This is a genomic window from Exiguobacterium sp. s181 (assembly GCF_018617125.1).
GTDB classification, from domain to species: Bacteria; Bacillota; Bacilli; order Exiguobacteriales; family Exiguobacteriaceae; genus Exiguobacterium; species Exiguobacterium profundum.
This window is the reverse complement of the sequence record NZ_JACSJM010000001.1, coordinates 509,777-534,337: the sequence shown is the minus strand read 5'-3', so window position 1 is coordinate 534,337 and position 24,561 is coordinate 509,777. Positions and strand designations below refer to the sequence as shown.

Below are 24,561 nucleotides of genomic sequence, written 5' to 3'. Positions count from 1 at the left end.
TGCTCCAATGCCATGTGTTTCTGGAAAATTGTTTCACTAGGATTTCTACGATAATTTCGATACAATACAGACGTAAGCGCTTTAACGCTCAACATCACTTTAAGGGGGAACGAGAATGATTCCATACAAACATGAACCATTCACAGACTTTACACAAAAAGAGAATGCCGAAGCAATCCAAGCGGCAATCGAGAAAGTGAACGGTGAGCTCGGGAAAGACTATCCGCTCGTAATTGGTGGGGAAAAGGTTACGACGGAAGGTAAAATCACGTCTTACAACCCGGCTAACAAAGAAGAAGTGATCGGTCGCGTGTCAAAAGCGAACCAAGAGCTCGCAGAACGTGCGATGCAAGAAGCACTCACAGCATTTGACTCATGGCGCCATGTCGACCCGGCTGTCCGCGCTGACGTCTTGTTCAAAGCAGCGAACATCGTCCGCAAACGTAAGCACGAGTTCTCGGCTTACCTCGTCAAAGAAGCGGGTAAACCGTGGAACGAGGCAGATGCGGATACAGCGGAAGCAATCGACTTCATGGAATATTATGCACGTCAAATGCTCGAACTCAAACCAGGCAAGAAAGTGGAGAGCCGCCCAGGCGAATACAACCGGTATGACTACATCCCACTCGGGGTCGGGATCGTCATCAGCCCATGGAACTTCCCATTCGCAATCATGGCCGGTACAGCAGTTGCGGCCATCGTCGCCGGTAACACGATTCTCTTGAAACCAGCTTCGACGACGCCAATCGTCGCTGCGAAATTCGTCGAAGTGATGGAAGAGGCAGGTCTTCCAAAAGGCGTGCTCAACTTCATCCCGGGACCGGGTGCAGAAGTCGGGGACTATCTCGTCGATCATCCGAAAACACGCTTCATCAGCTTCACAGGATCGCGTGATGTGGGACTCCGCATTAACGAACGTGCGTCTAAATTGAACGAAGGTCAAATTTGGCTCAAGCGCGTGATCGCGGAGATGGGTGGAAAAGATACGATCGTCGTCGACGAATCAGCCGACCTCGAGCTCGCTGCACAATCGATCGTGAAATCGGCATTCGGTTTCTCTGGTCAGAAATGTTCGGCTTGTTCACGTGCCGTCATCGTCGACAGCGTGTATGATACGGTACTTGACCGTGTCGTCGAACTCACGAACGAACTCTCTGTCGGAAACACAGAGAAGAACGAACACTTCATGGGACCAGTCATCGATGCATCGGCCTTCAAGAAGATCACATCGTACTTCGATGTCGCAAAAGAAGAAGGACGCATCGTCGCAGGTGGGAAAGCAGACGATTCAACAGGCTACTTCATCGAGCCGACTGTCGTCGCAGACGTCGACCCGAAAGCACGCCTCATGCAAGAAGAGATTTTCGGACCAATCGTCGCCTTCACGAAAGCGAAAGACTTCAAAGAAGCAATCGATATCGCGAACAACACAGAATACGGCTTGACAGGGGCGGTCCTCACACGTGACCGTATGAATCAAGAATACGCTCGCCAAAACTTCCACGTTGGGAACCTTTACTTCAACCGTGGTTGCACAGGCGCAATCGTCGGCTATCAGCCGTTCGGTGGATTCAACATGTCAGGTACGGATTCAAAAGCAGGTGGCCCGGATTACATCCAACTCCACATGCAAGCGAAAACAACATCTGAAACGTACTAATCAAAAAGGAGATGCTCCCCGAGGGGACGTCTCCTTTTTAGTGCGCTTTAAATGTCTGATCGAACATGGTGACGATTCGAGCCGTAAGCGGGATGTCCTCTCCTTTCAGTCCTTGGTTGTACCCCGTTCCGTCCCAACGTTCGTGATGATACAGTGTGATGGGATAGGCCATTTGAATGAAGTAATTCTGAGGGAACTGTGTTTGTAAATCCTTCAACATTTCGCCGTCGACACGCACATGGTCGCGCATGAACACCCATTCCTGGTCGGACAGATCCATTTGAAAAACCGGGTGGTCGCCACCCGGTTTTGATTAGACTTGCTTTAACAGATTGGCCATCTCGATGGCAGAAGTCGCCGCTTCCCACCCTTTGTTGCCTGCTTTTGTTCCTGCACGCTCAATCGCCTGTTCAATCGTCTCCGTCGTCAACACGCCGAAGATGACCGGGACTTCGGATTGATAGCTCGCCTGGGCGATCCCTTTTGCCGCTTCGTTACAGACGTAATCAAAATGCGGGGTCGCACCACGAATGACGGCTCCGAGCGTGATGACCGCGTCGTATTGTTTGCTCATCGCCATTTTTTTCGCGACGAGCGGAAGTTCAAATGCTCCTGGGACGAAAGCGAGCGACACATCCTCTTCCTTCACTCCATGACGTTTCAAGGCATCCTTCGCCCCGTCAAGCAGACGCATCGTGATCAAGTCGTTGAACCGTCCGACGACGATTCCAATCTTTAAGCCTTCTCCAACTAAGTTTCCTTCAAATGTATAGGTCATGTCCATGTTCCTCCAATATGATTCATTTTGAGTTGTTTCATCAGGCGATACGATTCGTTCGCTTCATGCGCACCGACATGAATCGAAACGCGTTCGACGACTGTGATGTCACACGATTCCAAGGCATCGACTTTATCGGGGTTGTTCGTCATGAGCCGGACACGGGTGACGCCAAGATCACGAAGCATCGCCGCGCTCACCCGATAGTCCCGAAGGTCCGGATGAAACCCTAGTGCCACGTTCGCCTCGACCGTATCCAATCCATTCTCTTGAAGGGCGTACGCCTTCAGTTTGTTCAACAGTCCGATGCCTCGCCCTTCTTGACGCATATAGAGCACGATGCCCGATTCCTGCTCGATTCGTGCCATCGCCGTGTCCAGTTGCGGACCGCAATCACATCGGAACGAACCGAAGACGTCACCGGTCAGACATTCGGAGTGAATGCGAACGAGCGGGACCTCCTCAAGCGTCTCCGTCACGAGCGCCACATGCTCTTCACGGTCCATTCGATTCTCATACCCTATCATGCGAAACGTTCCTTTTGAGGAAGGTAGGGACACGTCCGCAACACGTGTGACGAGGTTCTCCTCCATATATCGGACTAACGCTTCGATAGTGATGAACGCCAACCCGTGGCGTTCAGCGACTTGTACCAAATCAGGTACGCGTGCCATCTCCCCGTCCTCTCGAATGATTTCACAGATGACCGCGACCGGCTCACTTCCTGCGAGTCGCGCCAGGTCGACAGACGCTTCGGTATGACCTCGGCGAACGGAGACGCCTCCCTTTTTCGCAATGAGCGGGAACAGATGTCCCGGACGTTGAAAATCGGATGGACGGGACGATGGGTTCGCTAACTCACGAACGGTATGAGACCGTTCACTCGCCGAGATGCCAGTAGTCGAATCGATATGGTCGACACTGACCGTGAAGGCGGTACCGTGTGGGTCTGTACTGTTCGTCACCATCGGCGCGAGATCGAGACGAACCGCCACTTCTTCTGCGATGGCGCTACAGACGAGCCCTTTCCCTTCCGTGATTAAAAAGTTCATCGTTTCCGGTGTCACCTTGTCACCGAGTACGACAAAGTCCCCTTCATTCTCACGGTCCTCGTCATCCACGACGATGATGGGACGCCCTCGTCTCAGTTCCTCAATCGCTCGTTCAATCGAATCAAACATTACCATCCCGCCTTTCCATATCCTTGTTCTGCCAAGGACTCGAGCGTCATCTTCGACTGCCCGACGACCTTTTCCATATATTTTGCCAACAGATCACATTCTAAATTGACTACATCACCCGTCTGTTTCATCCCAAGCACGGTCTCGCTGTATGTGTGTGGAATCAAGGACAAGGTAAACCCACGCTCTGACACGTCAAACACGGTCAAACTCGTCCCATCTACACATATCGAACCTTTCGGGACGATGTAGGAAAGGAGCGCACGATCACATTGGATGTCGATATAGACGGCATTCGCGAGCGGTCGTTTCTTCGTGATGCGCCCGACCCCGTCGACATGTCCGGATACGAAATGTCCACCAAAACGTCCGTTCGCCGGCATCGCCCGTTCGAGATTGACTTGTGTTCCCGGCTTGACCCCATCTAGGCTCGACGCCTTCAACGTTTCTGGCATGACATCGACAGAGAACGTCGCGTCATCGAACGTCGTCACCGTGAGGCAGATCCCATTCACGGCAATGCTGTCCCCGAGCTTCACATCGTCAAGCACTTTCACAGCGGACAAGACGAGTCGTAAAGATGGTCCGTTACGCTTGACCGCTCCGATTTCTTCTACGATTCCCGTGAACATCAGAGCGCCCCCTTTCGAAGGACGACTTTCAGGTCGGGTCCAATCGTTTCGACCTGATGAATCGTAAAACGGGATATCCCTTCGATCGTCCCTTCCTGCTGTGAGCGATAGACGCCATGCTTCCCACCGAACACCCGTGGTGATTGATAGGCGACCCATTCATCCACGTAGCCTCCGTCAAGAAGTGAGGTGACAAGCGTCGGTCCGGCCTCGATCAACACACGCCCAATCCCATTTGCGTATAGCGTCTCAAGAACCGTGCCGAGTGACGTATAATCGAATAATTCGATACCGACGGATTGAGCTCGTTCACGTCGTTCTGCCTCATCTGACGAAGTGAAGAGGAGCACCGGAACGTCTTCGGCGGTACGTGCTAACGTACTAGCGAGCGGTAACCTCAGGTCACGGTCGAGCACGACTCGTTTCGGCTGTCGCGTCACGCGGTCCAATCGAACCGTAAGCGATGGGTCATCCGCGAGTACCGTTCCAATCCCGGTCAAAATCGCATCGACCGTGGCACGAAGTTCATGCACATCACGACGGGCTTCCGAACTCGTCACCCATTGACTCTCCCCCGTCTCTAAGGCAACTTTCCCATCGAGGCTCGTTGCCGTCTTCAAGATGACGTATGGTCGTTTCGTCTCAAGCGACCGCAAAAATGCCGGATTCAAGGCACGCGCCTCTTCCTCAAGCAGACCCACATCGACTTCGACACCGGCCGCTTGCAGGCGCACGATCCCATTGCCTGCGACGAGTGGATTCGGATCTTTCATGGCGACGACGACACGTTTGATGCCCGATTCTACAATCAAATCGGCGCACGGTGGTGTCTTACCGTGATGCGAGCACGGTTCGAGCGTGACATATAAAGTCGCCCCGGATGCAGCCGCACCGGCCATTCGAATCGCATGCACTTCAGCATGTGGTTCGCCCGCCTTAAGGTGGGCACCCATTCCGACGATACGTCCGTCTTTCACGAGAACGGCACCGACGAGTGGATTGACACCGGTCTGTCCATCGGCTGATTTCGCCAATTGAATGGCCTGTTCCATGTACTGTTTCATCGTTCTCCCTCCTTTTTCCGTACAAACAAAAGACCCTAAGGAGCAGTCCTTAGGGTCTTGGTGGGAGGGTTTCGTCAAATTTTGGCAAGCCAAATAAACGTTTTCTATACAGAAAAGCGTACGACGAAGCACAGGTCACGTGGACCTGTTTTTTGTTCCTTCTCCCATCCAGACTATACTGTCGGCTCTAGAGTCTCACTAGATCCACCGTTCGCACACGTGCGCCCGGGTCACGGACTTAGGGCATAGGCCCATCACCGCCGGTTGGGAATTTCACCCGACCCCGAAGGAATATTTGTTTGTACAGGTTTACTGTATCGCAATTGTTTTTATTTCGCAAAACAAAAAACGCTACTCGTGAGAGTAGCGCCTCGATTATGCGAGAAAGAGGACGACGAGAAGCCCGACAATCCAGCAGTAATATGAAAAATACTTCAATTCGCCTTTTGCCATGATGTGCTGGAACCACTTCAATGAAATGGCCGTCAACACGTATGATGCGATAAATGCCAAAAGGAGCGGACCGAACAAGTCACGCGTGTCTGGGTTTGTGAACAACGTCGGACCATCCAAAATCATCGTGCCGAGACTGATTGGAATGAACAGGAAGAACGAGAATCGAAGCGCCGACTCCTGTTTGATTCCGAGGAGCATCGCCATGACGATAGTCGCCCCGGAACGGCTGATCCCAGGAATGAGCGCCACGGCCTGAGCAAGTCCGATCAATACGGCGTCACGTAGCGTAATGCCACCGTCGCCCTTGTTTCCTCGCATATTCCGGATGAACCAGAGGGCGAGTCCCGTAATGATGAGTGTATAGCCGACTGTCGCCACGCCACCGAGCACCTCGGCGATCCAGTCACCAAACAGGACACCGAGCACACCAGCCGGAACGGTCGCGACAAGTAACAGCCCGATGAACTTCACGTCGACCATCGTCTCATCCGACCGGTCTTTCTTAAATAAAAACGTCCACAAACTCATGATAAGACGAACGACGTCTTGACGATAGATTGTTAAAACCGCAAGAAGCGATGCAAAGTTTACGAAAACTTCAAATGACAATCCCGGCAAGTCAATGTTAAATAGTTCTTGGAAGATGACAAGATGTCCGCTCGATGAAATCGGGATGGGCTCTGTGAACCCTTGAATCAATCCAAGTAACGTATAAAATAACCAAACTGTCATAGTGATGATCCTCTTTTCTGTTTTTCACTCAATGCGGCTATTTTAGCAGAATCGGTCTTTCATTGACCAGCCATTAAAATTTTTTTGCCGTAATTTCAATATTTGATTGATTAGTCTGAAAATTAAATTTATTATAGAAGGGTACTCATCTGGAGCGAAGGCGATGACCCCAACTCTCCAGCTGGGTACTTTTTTATAAAAATATTACAAATTTGGGTGATTAAAACTTTATGTTTACATTTCTCTCGAAATTCGATTTAATTTGTAATAGAACTGTTACCATTTTTTGAAATTATCAACTGCGACTTTAGTCCTATCCAATTCCTAGGAATTGTTTAAAATTTTTCAAAATCACGTTAATAAATCCGAAAAACAATCCGATAGTATGATTGTAGGAGCATTTTTTTATCTTTCTCGGTTCAGATTTGAGTCCACGGAAGGAGGAACCATCATTGAATCAAACGCTATCCACTAAATCCCATCACTTGTCTACCGAACAGCAAAGGATGATCCATTGCATTCGTCTTCTCGGGGACTTGTTGAAGGAACGTCCACGCCGTTCTGTCTATCGCCGCTTCGCAATGGAACAGAATTGGCCGTCTCCTGAGTCGATCATTCGTCAGTTCGGGTCATGGGCTGAGGCACTTGCCATCGCAGGCTATGAATGGCATGGAGAGTCAACCGTCGAATTGCCAGACAAAATGCCGAAGTATACACGCGAGGACATCATCGAGACGCTCGCCATTTATTCGCGAGACATGGGCTCGATCATCACCTTGAAGAAGTATCAGCAATGGCGAAAGCTCCATCCGAAGGCACCGAGCCATTATCATATAGTCAAGACGTTCGGTTCGTGGCATGATGCCTGTGCCGAGGCAGGACTTGAGGCGAGTGTGACCTATTCGAAAACAGAACTCTCGAACGCCCTTCGTGAAGCCATTCAGGAAATGGGCTTCTCGCTCTCATTCGAAGCTTACCGTGAATGGGCAAAGCGCAACAACAAACCTTCGACGAAAGCGATCTTGCATCGCTATGGCTCCTGGTCAGCCGCCGTTCATGCGGTTGAATCTGAACTTTATAATACGAACTCATAATCATTTCATACGAAAGGAGGATCCACCATTTTGGGGATCCTCCTTTCATCTGACCTCTGTCGACAGATCATGATAGTGGGCGACACGATCTCGCCCGTTAAATTTCGCCCCGACATACATGGCCCGGTCCGCATGTCGCAAGACTGTATCGAGGTCTTCATATTCATAAATCGTTTCAATCCCGATACTCGCCGTCACCGTGATGCGCGTGCCTTCTGTCCCAAAATCATGGCGCTTCAAGGCGTTTCGTATCTTTTCACCGACCAGATTGGCGGCCGCCTCATCCATTCTCGGGAAGACGAACACGAACTCTTCGCCTCCGTAGCGCGTCACCAAGTCCGTCGCTCGAACATTGCGAGTAAAGAGTTGACCTGCTTCAATCAACACCTCGTCCCCGAATGCATGCCCGTATGTGTCATTGATCGATTTGAAGTGGTCCAAATCGATTAATAAAACAGAGAGCGGATAGGACGCCACATCGTTCAAACGTTCTTTCGTCCAACGGCGTAGCGCTCGCTGATTATGCAATCCCGTCAACGGATCCGTCAAGCTCTCATGTTGCAAACGTTTGCGTTCATCGATGCGTTCGATTGACCAAGATAACGTCTTGAGGAGACGGTTCACTTCAACCGCAATCGGAGTTTCGTATGCCCCGTTTGCCGTCGTCGATACCATGCAGCTGACCGCCGTCTCCGCTCCCCAAACGGGTTGGATGACGAGCGCCGAATGGTGTAGTTCTTGTTGCTGTTGCTGCAATTCGGGATGCCATTCATGGAGCGAGTCATAGACGAAACACGGTTCGTCCTCATCATGATACCGTTCAATCGTGAAGGCATCCGGCACACTCGGGATGACGCGACCGGTCATATCATAAAACGTCCGCTCCCCTTTTCGATTGACCTGCAACCATCCACGTTCCACTTCGACGATATCACGTAGACCGTTCCAAAACTTCTCAATCAACAATTGCTCGCTGTCCACGCGGTACAGCTGTTCTTTCAAGCGTTCGACTTGATCGACTCTCGACTTGGTTTCTTCCGTCTCCGTCGCTTTCGACATCGTCATCTTTAGGACAGATAGTACGAAGAACGTGACGATGAGCCCGACATAACCGAAGTTGAGATACGACTCGATGGCAATCATCGAGAACAAAAGCTCGAGTGACACGACGAGCCAATCAAAGCGAATCAATCGCCACATGATTGGGAACGGGATCCGTTCTCCGACCATGAAGTAGGATAAAGCGAAACTCATCATAAGGACAAGGAACAGAGTCCCCAAGAAGGCTACCATCGCCCATCCTTGTTGCATCAAATGAACGGGCTCTCCGATTTGTCCACCGAGTGCGATATAGGCGAGCCCCGGCAACAGAACGAGCAGACATTCAATCACCGTGTTGAGCGGATAGAAATGAAGGAACCGTCGTCGCCCGACGCGACGATTGAAGGCTCGCGCCTGAAACGTGAAGAGGAGCAGTTGTCCCATCAACAGGGCGGGTGCGAGCCCATATAAGAAGAATGTGATAAAGACAAACATCTCATGGAACGTGAAATGAAGATGCCTGCGCTTTAAAGGATTCATGACGAACAAAGCCCCAAGCGTATAGATGAACCAAAACAACGGCCAGTCGAACGCCTTAAGGTTTTGGAAGGTCAAATACGTCACTCCCGTGAAGACGAGTGTCCACGCGAGCCAACTCCGAACTATATACTTCCGAAATCGCATCGTCTTCTCCCCTTTTCTCGTTCATTTTTTTCTAGTATGACCCGTATTGCTACAACATTCCAGCAATAGTTTAAAAGTTGAGACAATGAAATATTGATAGAATTCCCAATTCAATGTTTCGTTATGCTAAATGTCGGCAACGACTTGGATAAAGGGGGCTCGCTATGGACTTTTCTCTATTTCTGATCACGTTTTTGTTCATCTACTCAATCACCATTACACTTCTTTATCTACGGAAACAAAAAAACACGTAACAAAGGGCGGCCCTCACAAAAGGACCGCCCTTACTCATTATTTTGCTTTCAAATATGAAATCCCGATTGACCCAGTTCCCGTATGCGCCCCGAGAAGTGGTGCGAGTGTATCAACTCTGATCGGAATCGTGTCACCAAGTTGTTGTTTCCACTCCTCAGCAAGCTCAGGGACATTTCCGTGGAAAATCGAGACGTCCTGACATTCACCGGACTCGATTGCCGCACGCAACACTTCGAATAAATGAGCCTGCGCCTTCTTATACGTGCGGACCGTTTGATACGGGACAATCAACCCGTCTTCGAATCGGAGTACCGGTTTCAACTGAAGCATGTTCCCGATGAGCGCTTTCGATTTGGAGATGCGACCGCCCTTTTGCATCTGTGTCAAGTTTTGAATCGTCAACTCGATGCGGACGTCCTCCACGCGCTTCTTCATGTAGGCTCCCACGTCTTCAAGCGCATCGCCTCGTTCGACCCGTTCAATCAATTCCGCGAACATGAGTCCCATCGTATAGATGCCTGCCCGTGAATCGAAGGCGAGTAACTTGAACTCCGCAATCTCAGCTCCTTGAACAGACGCCGAATACGTCCCACTCAAATCGGACGATAGATGGATTGCGATGCCCATATCGTACTCTTCTTTCAATTTTTCATAGAGCGTGACGAAATCCCCGATCGCGGGCTGACTCGTCGAGACGCGCTCTCCCGCGTCAATCCACTCGTAAACCGTTTTCGCATCGACTTCGATTCCATCTTTATACGGCTGGTCCCCTTTGACGACATAGAGCGGGACGATGTGGATGTCAGGATGTTGCGCTAATGCATCTGGAAGGACAATCGTGCTGTCCGTGATGTAAGCAATCTTCATAAAGAGTTCTCCCTTAAAAAAATTTATTAGTACCTGGTTATATTATTTTATCACAGGTGGAGCGGTTTCACTATTTTTTCAAAACATCCTATGTGCAGCTCGTCCATTCATTTCTCGAAAAGGGTATACCATACATAACGAGTAAAGGAGGCGTGTGTGGCATGATCAAACTACGGAACGTAAACAAAATCTACAAGACAGGCGACGTGGAAACGGCCGCCTTGAAAGACATCGACCTCACCATCCGGGATGGCGCGTTCGTCGTGATCCTAGGTCCAAGCGGGAGCGGGAAGAGTACACTGCTCAACGTCATCAGCGGACTCGACACGGTCACCTCAGGTAAGATCACGTTCGGCGACACCGTGCTGACCGACCTATCCGTCGATCAGATGACTGCTTTTCGACGCGACCATCTTGGCTTCATTTTCCAACAATACAACCTTCTTCAAAACTTGACCGTCTATGAGAACGTCCAAATCGGATCCGACTTAACGAAAGATCCGCTGCCGATTGATGAATTGCTCGAACAAGTAGGGCTCACAGCGGCACGTGACAAATACCCCTATCAACTATCGGGTGGTGAGCAGCAACGTGTCTCCGTCGCCCGCAGCCTCGCCAAAAATCCCACCATTGTCTTTTGTGACGAACCGACGGGATCGCTTGACGAAGAAAATTCGAAAAAAGTACTCGAACTATTGGAACAATTGAACGAGACGTATCAAAAAACGGTTGTCGTCATCACACACAATAATGGAATCAGTGAGATGGCGGACGATGTCATCAAGATGAACTCCGGTCGAATCGTGGAGGTGACCCATCATGAGACCCGGGTCGCGGCACGTGACATCCATTGGGGATAAGGGGGTGGCGACATGCTGTATAAAAACGTCTGGAAGACATTGAGTCGGAAGTGGATGCAACTCCTCGCCATCGCCATCATCATCGTCATGAGTTCACTCACGTACACGATGATGTTCTATGGCATCAGCGGGATTGAGGTCCCGACCGAAGAGTATCTGGAAGAATCGAACCAAGAAGACTTTGCGATTGACATGCTCAATCGGGTGACGGAAGAAGAGTTACGCGACCCCGCTGTCGCCACGCTCGCGGAGACAGGAGCGTTCACATTGGCTGACATCAAACAAGCCGATGCGGAGGTCTTCAATCATCTGATCGCATCGCGAATCGCCGCCGTCGAACAGGAGATGCCGGATGCCACGATTGAACTCCGTGACTTGAAAGCCATCACCTACACGTTCGATGACACCGAGCATCGGGGAATGATCGTCAAAGAATCAGACACGATCAACCGCTCCTACCTCGAAGCCGGTGAGCGACCGAGCGCGAATGACGAAATCGCTTTGAACAAAAAATATGCAGAAGAGAATGGGATCGACATCGGGGACACAATCGACATCGGCAAACCGTTCACGGTGAGTGGATTTGTCCTCTTTCCGGACTATACGCTCCCACTCTTCGATGATAACTTCTTCAACTTGGACCCTGGTTCACAGACCCTCCTCCTGATGACGGATGAATCGTTCGAAACATTCATCGGGCAAGAGTCTTTCCGACTGTCCGGGGTGACCGATCAAGCGATCAAGACCGACCTCGAGCTCCCGTTCGTCGTCTCGGTCATGGAGACGGAGAACATCACTCGAAGTGGTGCCATCTACGGCGAGATTTCATCCGGCAAGGCGATGGCGCTCGGACTCAGTCTCTTTATCGTCTCGATCGCTGTCATCATCGTCGCCATCCTGATCTCGAATATGCTCGAGGCGGAACGAGGACAAATCGGACTATTGAAGGCGATTGGCTACAGTCGTCGTCAAATCGCCGCGCCTTACTTGGTGCTCATCTTGGTTTTCGCATTCTTTATGCTCATCATCGGTTATTTCCTGGGGCTTTATTTCGCGAACCCGTTGAAAGAACTCTATCTCGACTTCTATCTTTTACCGTCCATCACCATCGCCCAAAGTCCACTCGTGTTCGTGACAGCCGTGTTCGCCCCGCTCCTCTTCTTTGCGCTCGTTGCAGGAGCTGTCATCTATAAAATTATGGGTGAGAGCGCCCTTGTCCTCTTGTCACCACGGGACAACGTCTCATTGAATCGACTCAGTCGACTTGTCAGTCGCCTGTTGAGACGGGCGAGTGGCAAGACGAAGTTCAAATATTTGTATGCCGTCAAGAGCACGGGGAGTTTTCTCATCTTCTTTCTCGGGATCCTCTTCTCGACGATTCTCATCGTTTTCGCCCTCATGATGAACGGGGCCGTCGACCGTATGACCGTCGGCGGATTGAACGAAGCGGTGTATGAATACGAGGCGTATACAGACGGGGCTCCGGCTTTAGAAGAAGGACAAGAACCGTTCCTCACCTATCCGTTCGCCTTTGTCGAAGATAAGCTGATTACCTTGAAGGGACTCGACTTCGACAACACCTTGTTCCCCCTCCGAAACGAAGATGGGGATGCGTTGACAGTTGAACCTGACGGCCTTGTCGTCTCTTCTTCACTCGCCCTGAAGCTCGGGCTCGACGTGGGTCAAGATATCGATGTCGCACTCGACGGGGACACGTTGAGCTATCCTGTCATCGGGATTGCCGATGAATTCTCCGGGGATTTCGCCTACTTACCCCGGACGACGTTAAGTGAACTACTCACGGACGGGGCGACGGATGACCTGTTCAACGGCATCTATGCGACGGAGCGTCCGAGCGAATCCGACTATCTGACCATCCTGTCACGTCAAGGGTTGATCGATCAGTCCGAATCGATCAATCAATATATGAATTTCATGATGAACGTCTTGATTGGCGGGGCGTCCCTCATCGCTTTCAGCATTCTGTTCGTCTTGACGGCACTGACGGTCGAGAAGAACTATTACGTCATCTCCTTGTTGAAGGTGATGGGATATGAGAAACGGGAAGTCCGCTCCATGATTTTGAACAGCTACTTCATCTATGCGCTAATCTCTGCCCTCTTGAGCATCCCCATCGCCCTGTTGACGCTTCGGGTCATCATCGTCGTCTTTGCAGAAGATTATGGACTCGTGCTCCCACTTGAATTCGAATGGGTCTATATCGTCTATACGCTTGGCGCTGTCGTTCTCCTCTTCTTTATGAGTACGTTCATCAGTCGCCGGAAAATCGATCAAATCCCGCTTCAGGAAGTATTGAAGACATATCAAGAATAATTCATGCCAAAATAGGGCATAATAAGAGATAGACCAGGTCTCTCCTGAGGAGAGACCTGACTTTTGCAGAAAAGGATGATATACATGAATCGTACACAAGTTATGCTCGCCATTCCCGGAAACTGGTCTTCCGCAGAAGGCGTCAGCGAACAAATCAGTTTACATAGTGAAGGCTACACGATGGCCGGTCTGTTGTTGCTCGAAGATGAGACAGGCAAGGCGTTCACCGTAGAAGTCGTCGAACGTGACCCCGCCCTCGCCGAGGCGATGATTCACGCGAGTTCTGGCGGATTCACCCCGAAAGTGGCGAAAGGAATCGCTCGTCACACGCATGTCGTCTACTTGATTGTCGACGTCAACGATTTGACAGACGTCGCCGCGGCGCGTCGTGCTGCAAACGCCGTCTTAAACGCAGGTGGACTCGGGGTCATGGTCGAGTCAGCTGGTGTCGCTTACTCGAAAGACGAGTGGCAAGAATCAAAAGAAGAAGACCTCGCACTCGACTACTCGCTTCTCACGGCTATCACAGAAGAAGAGAACGCCTATATGTCATGGGGAATGAAAGCGTTCGGTCATGCAGACGTGGCTGTGCCGATGACACTCGACATTGAAGATGCCATCCACGTGATCCATTCGTTCAACTTCCACCTCATCTCCGGTGGCGCGATGTTCGGCGACGGCGACCATTTCGCCTTCGAAGACGGGCGTGCCTTCACGGTCGAGATGGGAGAAGACGAGCGGACGACCATCGACAACTTATTGCATAACCCGTTCGGTTTGATTTACCTCGTCCCACAAGCAGCAGAATAAGAAAGAGGCTGGACATAACCCAGTAGATTCATAAGAAAGAGGCCTCCGTGAGCGACTTGTTCGCTCACGGAGGCCTCTTGTCATTTTTATGGGTTCGCGCACGCATTTCGGACTAAAAAGAGGGGTCCTGCCACCAAAAATCGGTAACCGGTCCCCTGTTTTTATCACAAATCTTTAAAATCGGCTAGTTATGTTCCAGCCTCCTGTTCACGCTCGTCTCATTTCTTGCATGCGTTCGAGTTGATGCGTCAGTTCGCCGATTGGCACGAATCGTGCCCGACGGAGCATTTCTTTCCCGTTGATGAAAAAGAGGACGACCGGAACGGTGAAGATGGAGAAGGCGCCTGCGACTTCCGGCACCTCGTCCGAATCCACCGCGACCGCCTCGATTTCCGGAAACTGATGGAGCATCTCTTCGATTTGAGGTTTCAGCGCATGACAGACACTGCATCCCGGATGTGACACGTAGACGAGCAGCTGTTCCGTGCTCGCAATCCGTTCATTCAATCCAGTCAAGGTTGTCATTGCTTCCATCTTACATTCCTCCTACTTGATTAAGCGTCGAGCCACAAGACACCGACCGTCTCGAATCCGGCATGTACCGCAATCGAAGGACAGAATCGAGTCCGTACGACTTCGAGACCTGGTAGTTTCGACTCGATGAGTGCGACGAGGTCATCTTGCATATTCGGTGCGAGAGCCGTCTGAACGAACACCCGATTGTCCTTCACACCGTTTTCCGCATGACGACGTTCGAGTTCACCGACCATCTCCGCATAAGCCTTCTTCAATGAACGGGCCTTTTTGAACGGGATGACTTTCCCCGTCTCATCGAGGGTGATGATCGGCTTGATGTTCAAGATGTTCGCAAGGAACATCTCACCGGAAGAAACGCGACCGCCTCGGCGCATCGTCTCCATGTTTCCGATGATCATGAAGAAGTTCTTCTTATCGCGCCATGCTTCGAGAAGGGCGACGATTTCCTCCACTGACTTGCCTTCGGCTTCAGCGGCCTTCCCGATTCGGACGAGTTCTTGTTGCGCCTCGAGTGCGGCATGCGAGTCGATGGTATACACGGTAAAGTCAGCCGCTTCGGCAGCTGCTTTCGAATTTTTCGCCGTACTGCTCAATCCATTCGAGCAATGGACGGCGATGGCACAATCATATCCCTCTTCTTTCAAGCGTTCGTAGCGGGCGATGAAGTCTCCGAAAATCGGTTGTGACGTCTTCGCTTCTTTCTTTTGGTCAATCATATACCGATGTAAATCTTCAAGCGAGAGTTTTGTTTCACTATAGCCGTTCCCGTCCACAATCAATTGAATCGGAACGATATCGACACCGAGACGGGCTGCCTCTTCTTGAGAGAAGTTGGCCATGCTGTCGGTAATCCATGCAATTTTTGTCATAACTAAAAATCCTCCAATGGTCGTTCATTTTTGTCCAATCCCATTATACCTTATTTCTCGTCCCTATTCCTACCCGACCGAATGGGACGAAAAAACAGAGCGACACGCGGTCGCCCTGCTCCTCTTCATTTGGTCGAGATCAATTTTGTATGGGCGAACTCATCGTGTGGCAACTCGAGGTCTTTGTTCGACTTCATCTGTTGGAGTGCACGGATGAGCGGAATCCCGAGCGTCGCCGGATAGACGACATCTTTATAGAGCGTCCGCTTCACGACTTGCTCGAGGGAGAGTGGGCGTCCGTCCGCACTCACGACTCGAATGCCGACGACGCGGTCACCCAATGTCTGACCTTTTTGATACAACATACAGTACACTTCACCTGCCATCGTCACGACGGTCGGCAAGTAATACCGTTTCACTTCCTTGTCTGGCCAAATCTTTTGACGGACGGCCTTTTCAATCAGTTTTGCCGGTGTCTGAAAGACGAGTTGGTCGATTTGACCCGCGACGGCTCGTTTCCAAAGTGGGACTGCCACAGCAATCATCCTTTCTCTCGGTTCTAGCCTCTCAATTCCTCTTTTACCGGCTGACGAAACCCTGAGAACGGACAACGACTCCTTGCGAACAAGTTCGGTGTTTTGATCTGATTGTCGTAATGCTCATGAAAAACGTGCGTCGTCGCAGGAGAAAGAGGCGGGATGAGCCAACTCCATTGCCCGGTGACGTCACGCCCCGCGTCCCGTTCGTTTTTTTCGAACCGCTTGAACTGTTTGGCAGCCGTATGGTGGTCGACGATGGTCACACCTTCCCGCTCGAACGATTGCAGGACGGCGATGTTCAATTCAACGAGTGCCCGGTCGCGCCAAAGTGACCGCTCTTTCTGCGTATCGAGCCCGAGCGACCGTCCGACGAGGGGCAACAAATCATAACGGTCGGTGTCGGCCAAATTCCGTGCCCCGATTTCCGTCTCCATATACCAACCGTTAAACGGGACCGACGTAAACCGTAGACCTCCGATTTCAAGTTCCATATCCGCAATCGCTGGGACTGCGTGCCATTTGATGGTCCGTCCGTCAAACAAATCCACATCCTCGTGCCGAATGTCCACCTCAAGCACGGCCTCACTCGGCAACTCAAACAAGCGGACGTCTCGTCCGTCCGTGATCATGAGCGGGAGGATATCAAACGGCGTGCTGGCTCCGACCCATCCGAGCTCTTTCGCGCGCTTCGTCATTGTGACGGACATCGGGTCTCCGATGATTCCGTCAGGTGTCTCATATCCCGCGTACCGAATCAATTGTGTGTTCAATAGTTTGAACTCATTCGGGAGGACCGTCATCGTCGAACGGATTTTTCCACCGTTCGTAGCGAACCGAAGATGGTCGACAAGATGGTCATAGACAGCCTCAAACGTATCGGCGTCCCGTGCATCGATCACATGGAGTGTCTGCCAAAACAAGCGGCCGATGCAACGATTCGAATTCCGCCACGCCACCTTGGCACCCTCACACAACTCTTCCGTCGTCAACGAATAAGTGCCCGTGCGCTCAATTTCATCTTTGATTTGTCGGAGGCGTTCGGACGGGTCGTCATGCCATTGCCGCATCCAGTCGCTCGCTTGTTCATACAGATTCATATCTAAATCTCCTCACTCGATTCTCTCTTTCTCCATCTTAGAGAAAAGGAGATCCCTGTTTCAACTATCTATTCTCACACGCGACACGTCGGGTACTTAGAACCCCTCTGTTGTTGAACGAGTTCGATATAGTCGGTGACATCTTCGTTTCCGCTTACTATCCGTGACGTCACCATTGACGCGATGAATCCATTTTTGAAAATCGCCATACAATCTCTCCTTTCGAAAGAGATGGAAGTTTCAAATGGAAATTCTCTTGTTCACACAAAATGACTAGTTGATAAAGCAATAATTACCAATTCTTCATCATTGTGCCATTAGAAAACCCCACTTGTTTTTCAAAGTGGGGTCAATGATTAGTTCCGTTCGAGGACGAACGTCTTGTATGCAGGCACGCTTACTTTTCCAGTCGCGCGCTTGATTGTCTTCGTTCCGGCACGGTCGCCATCGACAATCACGTTCCAGTTCCCTTTTGGAAGGCTGACTTGGACATTCGTCGGGTTGGCGTTATGCGTGATGAACAAGTCGTTCTTTTGACCCGGTGCATCTTCGTCAATCGTGTACGTGATGACGTTCGCTTCCGCTTTGTGGAACGTCAAGAATCGTTTCACATCGCTCGCTTTTGTCATCCGAAGACCTGGGTTGGCTTTACGCATCTCAATCAAGCCTTTCATGTATTGGACGTCCGCCTTCCGGTCGGCTGCTCGTTTCCAATCGAGCTGGTTGATCGAGTCCGGTGATTTGTACGAGTTGTGGTCGCCTTCCTTCGTACGCATGAACTCTTGTCCTGCGTGAAGGAATGTCGTTCCTTGGCTCGTCAAGAGAATGCTCGAGGCGAGACGATGCATTTTCGTTTTATTCACTTCAGACGCGATCGGGTTCGTCAACGTCAATTTATCCCACAACGTATGGTTGTCATGAGCTTCGACGTATGTGATCGCTTGCGTCGGTTCTTTTGTGAATCCTTTAATCGTGTCGCTATATGCGATCTCACCGACGATTCCCGTCTTCACTCGATTTTCCATACCTTCTTTTCCGTTGATGAAGCCTTTGTCCTCATCGTAGAAGACGCTTCCTTTCAAGCCGTCGCGGATGTTGTCATTGAAGTGGGCGATGCCCGGCATGTCGTAGGCATTTTTTTGATTTGCTTTTAATTCAGCATCGAGCGGCGTACCGAGGTCCCATCCTTCTCCGAAGACGAGAATCGACTTGTCGACTCGATTCAACTCCGAACGAACTTTGTTCATCGTGTCGACGTCATGGATTCCCATCAAGTCGAAACGGAATCCGTCCCAATGATACTCTTTTGCCCAATAAACGACAGAGTCGACGATCAGTTTTTGCATCATCGCCCGTTCAGATGCCGTATCGTTTCCGACACCTGTACCGTTTGCGAAGTCACCACCTGCTGTGTAACGGTAGTAGTAACCCGGTACGATTTTGTGCAAGTTCGACGCCTGCGCATCGAACATGTGGTTGTATACGACGTCCATGACGGCACGTAAATTGTTGTCATGTAACCCTTGAATCATTTGTTTCATTTCCATGATACGTACTTTCGCATCGTAAGGATTCGTTGAATACGACCCTTCTGGTGCATTGTAGTTTTTCGGATCGTATCCCCAGTTGTACGTCGCCATCGGATTCGTCTCATCGACCGATGCCGTGTTGAAGTCATAGACCGGAATGAACTGAACGTGTGTCACGCCGAGGTCTTTGACATGGTCGAGTCCCGTCTTCGTTGCTGTTTTCTTTCCATCAACGAGAAGACGCGTTCCTGGTTCGATGACACCGAGGTACTTCCCTTTGTTTTGAATGCCTGAGTCGTATTTGTCCGTCTTCACATCGAAGATCGAGAAATCACGGACATGCGTCTCATAGATGATTGCATCCGTCGATTGTTTCAACTTCGGTTTCATTGAATTCCAACGTTTTGGATCTGTCTCTTTCAAATCGACGATGACACCTTGGTCACCGTTCACGCCGACAGCCGTCGCATACGGATCGACTGCACGGACCTTCCCTGTCGCATGGGTCACTTGGTACGTATAGCCGATGCCGTCTAGGTCACCCCGCACTTCTGCCACCCACGTGCCGCGTTCACCGCGTTTCATTTGAATCACTTTCTTCAAATCTTTATCATTTGTTGGTCGGTTCGTCGGCATGTTCCATAGTTCGAGCTCGACTTGTTGAGCCGTCGGAGCCCAGAGAACAAATTTCGTTTTCGACTTTTGGTACGTGACACCGAGTTTACCGTGATATGCATATTTCGCATCGAATTCTTTCGAACGAAGCACCTTGCCTGCTTGAAGCGTCTGTTCTCCAAACTCCGGGTGCGAGGCTTTGATGACTTTCGCTAAGTCGATGTCTGACTTGAATTGAATCGTCACCGACTTGTCGCTAGCCTTTTCAATCGATTCCACCGTTGCCCCGTCCACGCTCAATTCATCGATGAACGCATCCGTGATGACACGGTTCGTTGTGAGTGTCGCTTGACGGAACGTGTCCGCCGAGAACGAGACAAGCTTCGGAGAACGATCGATTTGAGGCTCTGAATAGTAGATTGTCGAATCTCCTTCAACGAGCCAAATCTCTTTTGCAGTCCCGAGAACGAATCGGTCTTCCCCATCCTTCTCCGTCCATTCTCCTTTTTTCGTGATCAAGCCCATGAGTCTCTTCGATTCTGGGTTGGCGAGTTTCACGTTCGCGACGGCACCGAAATCATCAGCCCCATCGAATGTGATGCTCTGTCCGTCCCCACCGTCTGGCCAAGCCCAAAGACCCCAGTCCGTGTATGTATTGTCGTAACGGAAATAATGAACGTTCATATCGATTTCCGTCGAAGCCGTCTCCCCGTCCGGGTTTGACGTATAGATAGTCGGGTCGCCCGACTTGATCCACACTTCGGCGACGCCATCTTGAATCATGTCGCTCGTGATGAAGCGGTCATTTTCAGACCCCTTATCTTTGTCCCAGTTGTCCGTGCGGACGATGAGACCGATTTTTTCAGGTGAGTCGACCGGAAATTCGTAAGCCGCCACCTTTCCGAATGCATCCTCCCCGTTGAATGTGAAGCCTTTGTTCGGGAAGTAATCTGGGCCATTCGCCCAAAGCCATAAGTTCCAATCCTTTTCGTTATCCGGCGCCTCTTGATAATGGACGACGACAAGTGTCGACTTCCCTTTGTCTAAAGCGGACGTCGGCATCGGAAACATTGACAGAATTAGTGCAAACGTTAGCACAACTGCCCATACGGGTTTCCACTGCTTTTTGACCATGAGGGTCCCTCCTTGTAGCACTATTTTAAGAAAACGCTTACACAAAAATTGTAAACGGTTTCCTTGAGTGAAGCAACGTTATTTTAGAAAAGGGTCAATTGGCATTATTTTCTTTACAACCTGTCTAAGAAATATGAACTAAAAAGACGGATCCCACTCATCATCACAGAATCCGTCAAAGTTTATTCCATTCTTCGAGCGACTCCAAGTAGTGAAGATAGCTCATCTTGATTTCTTCATCTGTTAAGTCCGCTGGTAAGAGGGAACGTGGGACTAGACCTGTGAACTTGGCGCCTCCGACATGTGCAAAAATATAAGAGGCGACTTGCTCTGACATGTCTCTTGTCAAAAAACCGGTCACATACTTCCCATCCTTGCTCTCGAAGACGATGTCGAGTCGGCGACCTTCCTGTTCATCGATAATCAACTGGTTGTAAAGTCGATGTGCCTCATCTTTGTGCTTATATACCATCCCACGCCTCGCATTGTCATCAATCTCCCACTGATGGTCTTTTCTCTCTTTCGCCGTGAAGACTTTATCGAGCATTCTTGGGTCATCAATCGTTAAGCAACAAAAGATATGTTCATACGACAGTTGATCGTCGTTCACCAAGTCCATGATGTCCGTCTTCGGGATAATCCTTGCCTTGTAGCGCACCATGACACGACGGACGACTTCTTCTTTGTCAAAAATGAGCCACTGCTTCCGTCGCTCAAACTTCTCATGTAACATCTTATAATCCATCCGCTTCACCTCACGTCCAGCATATCAAAAAACGACGCCCGCAATGGACGTCGTCTTGCTCAGTTCCCGTATTTTTTGAACAACTGATAGTTCTTATTTCCACCTGACAAGTTGTACACGTCGGTGAATCCGAGGTTACGAAGCACGTTCTGGGCCGCGTTCCCCGTCACCCCACCGTTACAGTAGACGACGGTCGGTTTGTCCTTGTCCATGTCTTTCGCCGCTTCCCGGAGGTTGCCGAGTGGGACGTTGACCGCACAATCGACACACGCCTTCTCGAACTGTGAAGCTTTCCGCGTATCGATGATTTGCATGTCTTCCCCGGCATCGATTCGCATTTGAAGCTCGGCCGGTGTGATGAGTCGCGCCGCCTTGTCGATACTGTTCGACAGCACCATCCCTGTGTACATGACCGGATCTTTCGTCGTCGAGAACGGCGGTGCGTAGGCGAGGTCGAGATGGAACAAGTCGTCGACTTTCGCCTTGAGCGTGATGGCCGTGACGAAGACGTCGATTCGTTTGTCGACTCCTTCAAATCCGACGATTTGGACGCCGAGCAGTTGACGTGTCGTACGGTCCGCGATCGCTTTGATCGTCATATCTTTCCCACCCATGTAAGCAGGCTTATCCGGCTTCGTATTATGAAGCACCTCGATATCGTATCCGAGTTCGCGTGCTTCTTTTTCGGCCAGCCCCGTTTGTGCGACGGCAAGTCCGAACACTTTGAAGATGCCCGTGCCGAGAATACCGCGATGCTCGAGATGACCGCCCGTGATGACGTCCCCAGCGGTCCGCCCCATCTTGTTCGCTGTCGAACCAAGCGGACGCCAAATCGGTTTGCCTGTTACGATCGAGAAGCTCTCCGCGACGTCTCCTGCCGCATAGACGCCTGGGATGTTCGTTTCCATCCGCTCATTGACGGCAATCGCACCCGTTTCACCTAGTGTGACTCCCATCTGCATGGCGAGCTCGACGTTCGGACGGACTCCGACCGACAAGATGACGAGGTCGGTCTCAATCGTCTTCCCACTCTCCGTGACGACCCGTTCGACATGTCCGTCGCCAACGAGTTCAGTCACGGTCTCCCCGAGCATGAGCTCGATTCCATTCTTCTCGAGGTGCTCCTCGACGCGACACGCCATGTCCTTGTCAAGTGGCGGCATCACTTGTTGTACACGTTCGATGATGGTCACGTCCACACCGCGAAGCTTCAACTGTTCTGCCATCTCTAGACCGATGAAGCCGGCCCCGATGATTGTCGCGTGTTTCGGGTCTGTCGAATCGACGAAGGAGCGTGTCGCCTCCGCATGTTGGATGTTTCGAATCGGGAAGACATTATCCGACTTCACCCCTGGAATCGGTGGGATGATGCTTGACGCACCCGTCGCGAGGACAAGGACGTCATAGGCGTCCGTGAACGTGACACCCGTCTCTAAGTTTTCAACCGTCACCGTCTTCGCGTCTTTGTCGACAGCTGTGACGTTATGGCGTGTCATGACGTCGATGTTGTAGCGCTTCTTGAAGAAGGCCGCATCGCGCGGTGTCAAATCGTCACGTGACTCGACTTCTCCGCCAACGTAGTAAGGAATCCCACAACCAGAGTACGAGATATCGTAATCTCGATCGTAAATCGTGATTTGTGCGTCTTCGTTGTTCCGACGCGCTTTCGCCGCAACCGATGTCCCTGCAGCGACTGAACCGATGATGACTAGTTTCATATATAATCCACTCCTCAATAAACTAATAAGCTGATGTATAGGCCGAGCAACGTGATAGCCAATGTCGGAATCGTCAAGATGATCCCGACTTTAAAGTACTGTCCCCATCCGATTTTGAGGCCTTTCGTACGAAGGACGTGGAGCCATAGAAGCGTCGCTAGCGACCCAATCGGGGTAATCTTTGGACCGAGATCGGAACCAATGACGTTCGCATAGATTAACGCTTCCCGAATCTGTCCGGTCGTATGCGTCAAGTCGATAGCGAGCGCATCAATCATGACGGTCGGCATATTGTTCATGACAGATGACAAGATGGCGGCCAAAAAGCCCATCCCGAACGTGGCACTGAAGGCGTTCACCGCGAACCAATCGATAAAGTTCGCCAATACTTGAGTGAGTCCGGCATTTTGTAAACCGTAGACGACAATATACATCCCGAGCGAGAAGAAGACGATGGCCCACGGTGCACCTTTGATGACTTGCATCGTCTGGACCGCTGACGAGCGGTTCGCCATCACGAGGAAGAACAAGGCGATGACACCCGCGACGAGCGAAACGGGGATTTCAACTAAATCACTCGTGAAGTACCCGATGACCAGTAACCCGAGTACGACCCACGATAAGCGGAACATCGTATGGTCTTTAATGACGGACGAAGGTTCAGCCAACTGTGAGGCGTCATACTGTTTCGGGATGTCTTTTTTGAAATATAGATACAAGACGAGCAGACTCCCCGCGACCGCGAACACGTTCACAAATACCATCCGCGCGGCGTACTCGGCGAAGCCGATATCAAAGAAGTCGGCTGAAACGATGTTGACGAGGTTCGAGACGATGAACGGGAGACTCGCCGTATCGGCGATGAATCCGGATGCCATGACGTATGCCAAGACGATCGCGTCCGGCAGTTTGAGAGCCCGGACCATCGCTAAGACGATGGGCGTCAAAATGAGCGCTGCCCCGTCGTTCGCAAACAAGGCCGCGACGAGCGCACCGAGTAGTGTGATATAGACGAAGAGCTTCACCCCTCCACCTTTGGCGATTCGCGCCATATGTAAGGCGGCCCATTCAAAAAATCCAATCTCGTCTAAAATGAGCGAAATGATGATGATTGCGATGAAGGTGAACGTCGCGTTCCAAATGATGCCCCACACCGTTCCGACGTCATCAAGATTGACGACACCTGAAACGAGGGCGATGACGGCCATCCCCATCGCCGAGTAACCGATGCCGAGGCCTTTCGGTTGCTTGATGATGAGAAATAGCGTCACAAGAAAAATTAAACTAGCAATCCACTGCACAATGAGTTCCTCCTATAATCTCTATTGTC

Annotated in this window: 22 protein-coding genes and 1 riboswitch; of the genes, 5 read left to right on the top strand and 17 right to left on the bottom strand. The window is 50.9% G+C overall.

Going from position 1 to position 24,561, the window contains the following annotated elements:
- Positions 1-115: 115 nt before the first annotated feature.
- Complete coding sequence (gene pruA / locus KNO70_RS02755; protein WP_078147408.1) at positions 116-1,660, top strand: L-glutamate gamma-semialdehyde dehydrogenase; 1,545 nt, start codon at positions 116-118, stop codon at positions 1,658-1,660.
- Positions 1,661-1,697: 37 nt separating this feature from the next.
- Here the strand turns inward: pruA and KNO70_RS02750 are convergent, their stop codons facing one another.
- The 6 genes from KNO70_RS02750 to KNO70_RS02725 form a co-directional block, all read right to left on the bottom strand.
- The gene (locus tag KNO70_RS02750; protein ID WP_078147409.1) at positions 1,698-1,940 is read right to left on the bottom strand and encodes an HD-GYP domain-containing protein; all 243 of its coding nucleotides are present in this window, start codon (positions 1,938-1,940) and stop codon (positions 1,698-1,700) included.
- 33 nt (positions 1,941-1,973) lie between these two features.
- Positions 1,974-2,438 carry a 6,7-dimethyl-8-ribityllumazine synthase gene (ribH, locus tag KNO70_RS02745; RefSeq protein ID WP_074036107.1) on the bottom strand — a complete coding sequence of 155 codons (465 nt, stop codon included), beginning with the start codon at positions 2,436-2,438 and terminating at the stop codon, positions 1,974-1,976.
- Positions 2,435-3,619, bottom strand: a complete 1,185-nt coding sequence (gene ribB, locus KNO70_RS02740; RefSeq protein ID WP_214687304.1) for a 3,4-dihydroxy-2-butanone-4-phosphate synthase — start codon at positions 3,617-3,619, stop codon at positions 2,435-2,437. The genes ribH and ribB overlap by 4 nt, the downstream gene beginning before the upstream one ends.
- Complete coding sequence (gene ribE, locus KNO70_RS02735; RefSeq protein ID WP_214811192.1) at positions 3,619-4,251, bottom strand: riboflavin synthase; 633 nt, start codon at positions 4,249-4,251, stop codon at positions 3,619-3,621. The genes ribB and ribE overlap by 1 nt, the downstream gene beginning before the upstream one ends.
- On the bottom strand, positions 4,251-5,315 hold the full coding sequence (gene ribD, locus KNO70_RS02730) for a bifunctional diaminohydroxyphosphoribosylaminopyrimidine deaminase/5-amino-6-(5-phosphoribosylamino)uracil reductase RibD (RefSeq protein ID WP_214687306.1): 1,065 nt from the start codon (positions 5,313-5,315) through the stop codon (positions 4,251-4,253). Before ribD ends, ribE begins: the two co-directional genes overlap by 1 nt.
- Before the next feature lie 152 nt (positions 5,316-5,467).
- Positions 5,468-5,610: riboswitch (FMN riboswitch) on the bottom strand.
- An 80-nt stretch (positions 5,611-5,690) separates the two neighbouring features.
- Complete coding sequence (locus tag KNO70_RS02725) at positions 5,691-6,503, bottom strand: undecaprenyl-diphosphate phosphatase (protein ID WP_074036102.1); 813 nt, start codon at positions 6,501-6,503, stop codon at positions 5,691-5,693.
- A gap of 452 nt (positions 6,504-6,955) precedes the next feature.
- Between KNO70_RS02725 and KNO70_RS02720 the strand changes: the two genes are divergently transcribed.
- Complete coding sequence (locus KNO70_RS02720; protein WP_074036101.1) at positions 6,956-7,597, top strand: homing endonuclease associated repeat-containing protein; 642 nt, start codon at positions 6,956-6,958, stop codon at positions 7,595-7,597.
- Positions 7,598-7,642: 45 nt separating this feature from the next.
- On the opposite strand, the gene KNO70_RS02715 is transcribed toward KNO70_RS02720, so the two are convergent.
- Together KNO70_RS02715 and KNO70_RS02710 are read right to left on the bottom strand one after the other, a co-directional pair.
- Positions 7,643-9,322, bottom strand: a complete 1,680-nt coding sequence (locus KNO70_RS02715) for a sensor domain-containing diguanylate cyclase (RefSeq protein WP_214811189.1) — start codon at positions 9,320-9,322, stop codon at positions 7,643-7,645.
- Positions 9,323-9,613: 291 nt separating this feature from the next.
- Entirely contained in the window at positions 9,614-10,444 is an 831-nt protein-coding gene (locus tag KNO70_RS02710; RefSeq protein WP_214687308.1) for a DegV family protein, read from the bottom strand.
- A gap of 161 nt (positions 10,445-10,605) precedes the next feature.
- Here KNO70_RS02710 and KNO70_RS02705 point away from each other — a divergent pair, with 161 nt between their 5' ends.
- From KNO70_RS02705 to KNO70_RS02695, 3 genes are all read left to right on the top strand, one after another.
- A complete protein-coding gene (locus KNO70_RS02705) occupies positions 10,606-11,304 on the top strand; it encodes an ABC transporter ATP-binding protein (protein ID WP_214811186.1) in 699 nt (232 codons plus the stop codon).
- A gap of 12 nt (positions 11,305-11,316) precedes the next feature.
- The gene (locus KNO70_RS02700) at positions 11,317-13,638 is read left to right on the top strand and encodes an ABC transporter permease (protein WP_214811184.1); all 2,322 of its coding nucleotides are present in this window, start codon (positions 11,317-11,319) and stop codon (positions 13,636-13,638) included.
- A gap of 84 nt (positions 13,639-13,722) precedes the next feature.
- Positions 13,723-14,448: a hypothetical protein gene (locus KNO70_RS02695; protein WP_031422677.1), complete on the top strand. Its 726-nt coding sequence runs from the start codon at positions 13,723-13,725 to the stop codon at positions 14,446-14,448.
- A 207-nt stretch (positions 14,449-14,655) separates the two neighbouring features.
- Here the strand turns inward: KNO70_RS02695 and KNO70_RS02690 are convergent, their stop codons facing one another.
- From KNO70_RS02690 to KNO70_RS02655, 9 genes are all read right to left on the bottom strand, one after another.
- On the bottom strand, positions 14,656-14,982 hold the full coding sequence (locus tag KNO70_RS02690; RefSeq protein ID WP_078147419.1) for a thioredoxin family protein: 327 nt from the start codon (positions 14,980-14,982) through the stop codon (positions 14,656-14,658).
- 20 nt (positions 14,983-15,002) lie between these two features.
- Positions 15,003-15,854, bottom strand: coding sequence for a DegV family protein (locus tag KNO70_RS02685; protein WP_214811182.1), 852 nt, complete (start codon positions 15,852-15,854; stop codon positions 15,003-15,005).
- Between the two features lie 125 nt (positions 15,855-15,979).
- Positions 15,980-16,399 carry an RDD family protein gene (locus KNO70_RS02680; protein ID WP_214683721.1) on the bottom strand — a complete coding sequence of 140 codons (420 nt, stop codon included), beginning with the start codon at positions 16,397-16,399 and terminating at the stop codon, positions 15,980-15,982.
- 14 nt (positions 16,400-16,413) lie between these two features.
- Positions 16,414-17,490, bottom strand: coding sequence for a nitric oxide synthase oxygenase (locus KNO70_RS02675; RefSeq protein WP_214811180.1), 1,077 nt, complete (start codon positions 17,488-17,490; stop codon positions 16,414-16,416).
- 74 nt (positions 17,491-17,564) lie between these two features.
- On the bottom strand, positions 17,565-17,699 hold the full coding sequence (locus KNO70_RS16225; RefSeq protein WP_256440204.1) for a hypothetical protein: 135 nt from the start codon (positions 17,697-17,699) through the stop codon (positions 17,565-17,567).
- A gap of 147 nt (positions 17,700-17,846) precedes the next feature.
- Positions 17,847-20,768: a type I pullulanase gene (pulA, locus tag KNO70_RS02670; RefSeq protein WP_214811178.1), complete on the bottom strand. Its 2,922-nt coding sequence runs from the start codon at positions 20,766-20,768 to the stop codon at positions 17,847-17,849.
- 175 nt (positions 20,769-20,943) lie between these two features.
- On the bottom strand, positions 20,944-21,513 hold the full coding sequence (locus KNO70_RS02665; RefSeq protein WP_214683715.1) for a hypothetical protein: 570 nt from the start codon (positions 21,511-21,513) through the stop codon (positions 20,944-20,946).
- A 59-nt stretch (positions 21,514-21,572) separates the two neighbouring features.
- On the bottom strand, positions 21,573-23,231 hold the full coding sequence (locus KNO70_RS02660) for an FAD-dependent oxidoreductase (RefSeq protein WP_214683713.1): 1,659 nt from the start codon (positions 23,229-23,231) through the stop codon (positions 21,573-21,575).
- A gap of 14 nt (positions 23,232-23,245) precedes the next feature.
- Positions 23,246-24,532, bottom strand: coding sequence for an arsenic transporter (locus KNO70_RS02655; RefSeq protein WP_214811177.1), 1,287 nt, complete (start codon positions 24,530-24,532; stop codon positions 23,246-23,248).
- Positions 24,533-24,561 lie beyond the last annotated feature (29 nt).